The 2979-nt window shown below is 74.9% G+C and carries 1 protein-coding gene; it reads left to right on the top strand.

The genetic code is table 11. The features are described 5' to 3' along the window. Nucleotides 1-2858, top strand: a 2858-nt coding sequence (locus ACOJUF_RS03630; protein ID WP_420120502.1) for a putative bifunctional diguanylate cyclase/phosphodiesterase, incomplete at its 5' end; no start/stop codon positions are given. Nucleotides 2859-2979 lie beyond the last annotated feature (121 nt).

The following is a 2979-nucleotide window of genomic DNA, read 5'->3' as shown; positions in this document are numbered from 1 at the left end:
GGTGGTGGGCGGCAGTCGCCGTGGTGTTGTGGACCATCGGGCACGCGGCCTGGGGATTCGCTCCCGGCCTGCCGCCCGGAGTCCTCGAGGCGCTGCTGCTCGCGGGGTACGCGGGATCGGCGATGGTCGCCGTCTGGCGCCTGGGCGTCCCGCCCCGGCACGCCGTGGTGGTCGTTCGCCAGATCCTGGACGGGGTGTTGATCGCCGGCTCGGTGCTGTTCGTGGCGCGGGTCGCGATCCTGAGCACCCCGGTGCGGGACGCCCCGTGGTGGGGTCTGCAGCCGGCCGTCGACCTCGCGGTGGCCACCACCACGCTGACGGTCGCGTTGGGTCAGCGCCCGGCCGCTCGCACGCCCTGGCTGCTCGCGGCCGCCGCGCCGGCGGTGGCCGCCCTGACCGATGCCGTCCTGCTGGTCGGCCAGGTGCCGGCGACCGGACCCGTGCCCTCCTGGGCGACCGGCGGCTGGCTGACGGCTCTGGTGCTGATCGCCTCGGCCGCCGCCCGCCCCGCCGATCCGGCGCGTCGCCGGCCCGGGCCTCCCAGCCCCGAGCAGGAGTTGATGCCGATCGCCGCGGTCGCCACCGTCGGCGTGGCCGCCATCGCCGGCCGCGTCGCGGACGACCCCGCGCTGCTGACCGCCGCCCTGGCCCTGCTGCTGCTGGCCGCCCTGCGCCAGCTGCTGGTGAGCCGGGAGAAAGCCCACCACGCCGGCGCGCTGGCCCAGGATCTGGCCCGCAGCGCCGCCCAGCTCGGGGACGCCCGCACCCTGCTGCGCCGGGGTTTCGAGCACTCGCCGACGGGCGTCCTGTGGATCTCCCCGGACGGTGTCGTCGAGAACGCCAACCTGGCCTTCGCGCAGTCCGTCGGCGTGGCCGCCGGCTCGCTGACCGGGACCGCCCTCGAGGCGCTCGCCCTCCCCGCCGACCGGACGCGGGTGTGGTCGATCCGGGCGCGGATCGAGGCCGGGGAGGATCTCATCGGCCGGGTCGACCTCCGGTTCGGCGGGCCGGGCGGCTCGGTCTGGACCCAGTGCACGGTGGCCGTGTTCCGGAACCAGCGGCAGATCGTCCAACACATCGCCGTCCAGGTCGTCGACGTCTCCGAGGCCCGGGCGGCCGCCCGGGCCCAGGCCCGGCAGAACCAGTTCCTCGACGCCGTGCTGGACAATCTGGGCTCGGCGGTGGTCGCCTGCGACCCCGCCGGCCGGGTGACGCTGCTCAACCGGGCAACCCGCGAGATGTTCCTGATGCCGCCCGCACCCTGGTTGCCGGAGCCCGGGGACACCATCGGCTGGGAGACCGTCGACCCGAGCACGGGCGGCGTGCTGCCGCCGGCCGACCGGCCGATGGCCCGCGTGCTGCGCGGGGAGACGGTGCGCGACGTCGAGGTGCTCGTCCGGCGGGCAAGTCACGAGGACCCGCGGCTGATGGCGGTGAACGGCCGGCGCCTCGTCGATGACGAGGGCACCGTCACCGGCGCGGTTCTGGCGATGTCCGACATCACCGAGAGCCGGGCCGCCGAGGCCGCCCTGATCCGCCAGGCCCTGCACGATCCGCTCACCGGCCTGGCCAACCGGGCCCTGCTCGACGACCGGCTGGGCCAGGCGATCGCCCGGCAGGACCGCCAATCCGACCCGTTCGCGCTGCTGCTGCTGGACCTGGACGGGTTCAAACTCATCAACGACAGCCTGGGCCATCCCGCCGGTGACGAGGTGCTGGTGGTGCTGGGCGGGCGGCTGCGCGCATGCGTCCGCGCCGGCGACACGGTGGCCCGGCTCGGCGGGGACGAGTTCGCGGTCCTGCTCGAGGGCACCGACGAGGCGCGCGCGGTCGGGGTGGCCGAGCAACTCCTGGGGGTGCTGCGCAGCCCGGTCCGGCTGCCCGCCCACACCATCACGCCGGACGCGTCCATCGGCGTCGCGGTCGCGTGCCCGGCGACCACCGCCGCGTCGATGCTGCGGAACGCGGACCTGGCCATGTACGCGGCCAAGGACGCCGGCAAGGGCGTCATCGAGGTCTTCCACTCGGCCATGCACGACGACGTCCTGCAGCGGCTGGTGATGGATTCGGACCTGCGCCAGGCACTGGTGGACCACCAGTTCGCCGTCCACTACCAGCCCATCGTCTCGCTGCTCACCGGACGGCTCCGGGGATTCGAGGCGCTGCTGCGCTGGCGGCACCCGGTCAAGGGCGACATCCCGCCGGCGTCGTTCATCCCGGTCGCCGAGGCGTCGGGTTTCATCGTTCAGCTCGGCGAGTGGGTGCTGCGCGAGGCCTGCCGGCAGGGGGCGCGCTGGCGAGCGATGGTCCCGCCGACCGAGCAGCTGCGGATGTCGGTCAACCTGTCCGTCCGGCAGCTGCAGGACGCCGGCCTGCTGGCGATGGTGTCCGCCGCCCTGGCCGACGCCGGGCTCGATCCGGACGACCTGCAGCTGGAGATCACCGAGAGCACCTTCGACCGGCGCAACCAGGTCCTCGGCATCCTGCGGGAGTTGAACGCGGCCGGGATCCGCTTGGCCATCGACGATTTCGGCACCGGGTACTCGTCCCTGAGCCGCCTGCACACGCTGCCGGTCGAGCGGGTCAAGGTCGACCGCTCGTTCGTGGAGATGCTGGCCGCCGGCACCCCGTCCCCGCTGGTCGCCGCGACCATTTCGATGGCCCACAGCCTGGGCATGCAGACGACCGCGGAGGGCATCGAGTCGGCCGACCAGTTGCCGATGCTGCGGCTGTACGGGTGCGACGACGGGCAGGGCTACCTGTTCGGCCGCCCGATGCCGGCCGAGGCGGCCACCGCCCTGGTCCGGCATCGCGACATCGCCCCGGACCTGACCCGCTTTCCGGAGGCCGGGCGCTGAGCCCCGTCCGGCTCGGTGGGCGGGCCGGCGGGCTGGCGGGCCGCCCGACCCGCGGGCGGCCCCCCGGCGCCGCGGGCCCGACCACGGCGCCGGACCACCGCGCCGGAACACAGCCCCCGAT

It is taken from the genome of Nakamurella sp. (assembly GCF_048594475.1).
In the GTDB taxonomy this organism is placed as follows: Bacteria; Actinomycetota; Actinomycetes; order Mycobacteriales; family Nakamurellaceae; genus Nakamurella.
This window is presented reverse-complemented; position numbering and strand designations above follow the sequence as displayed.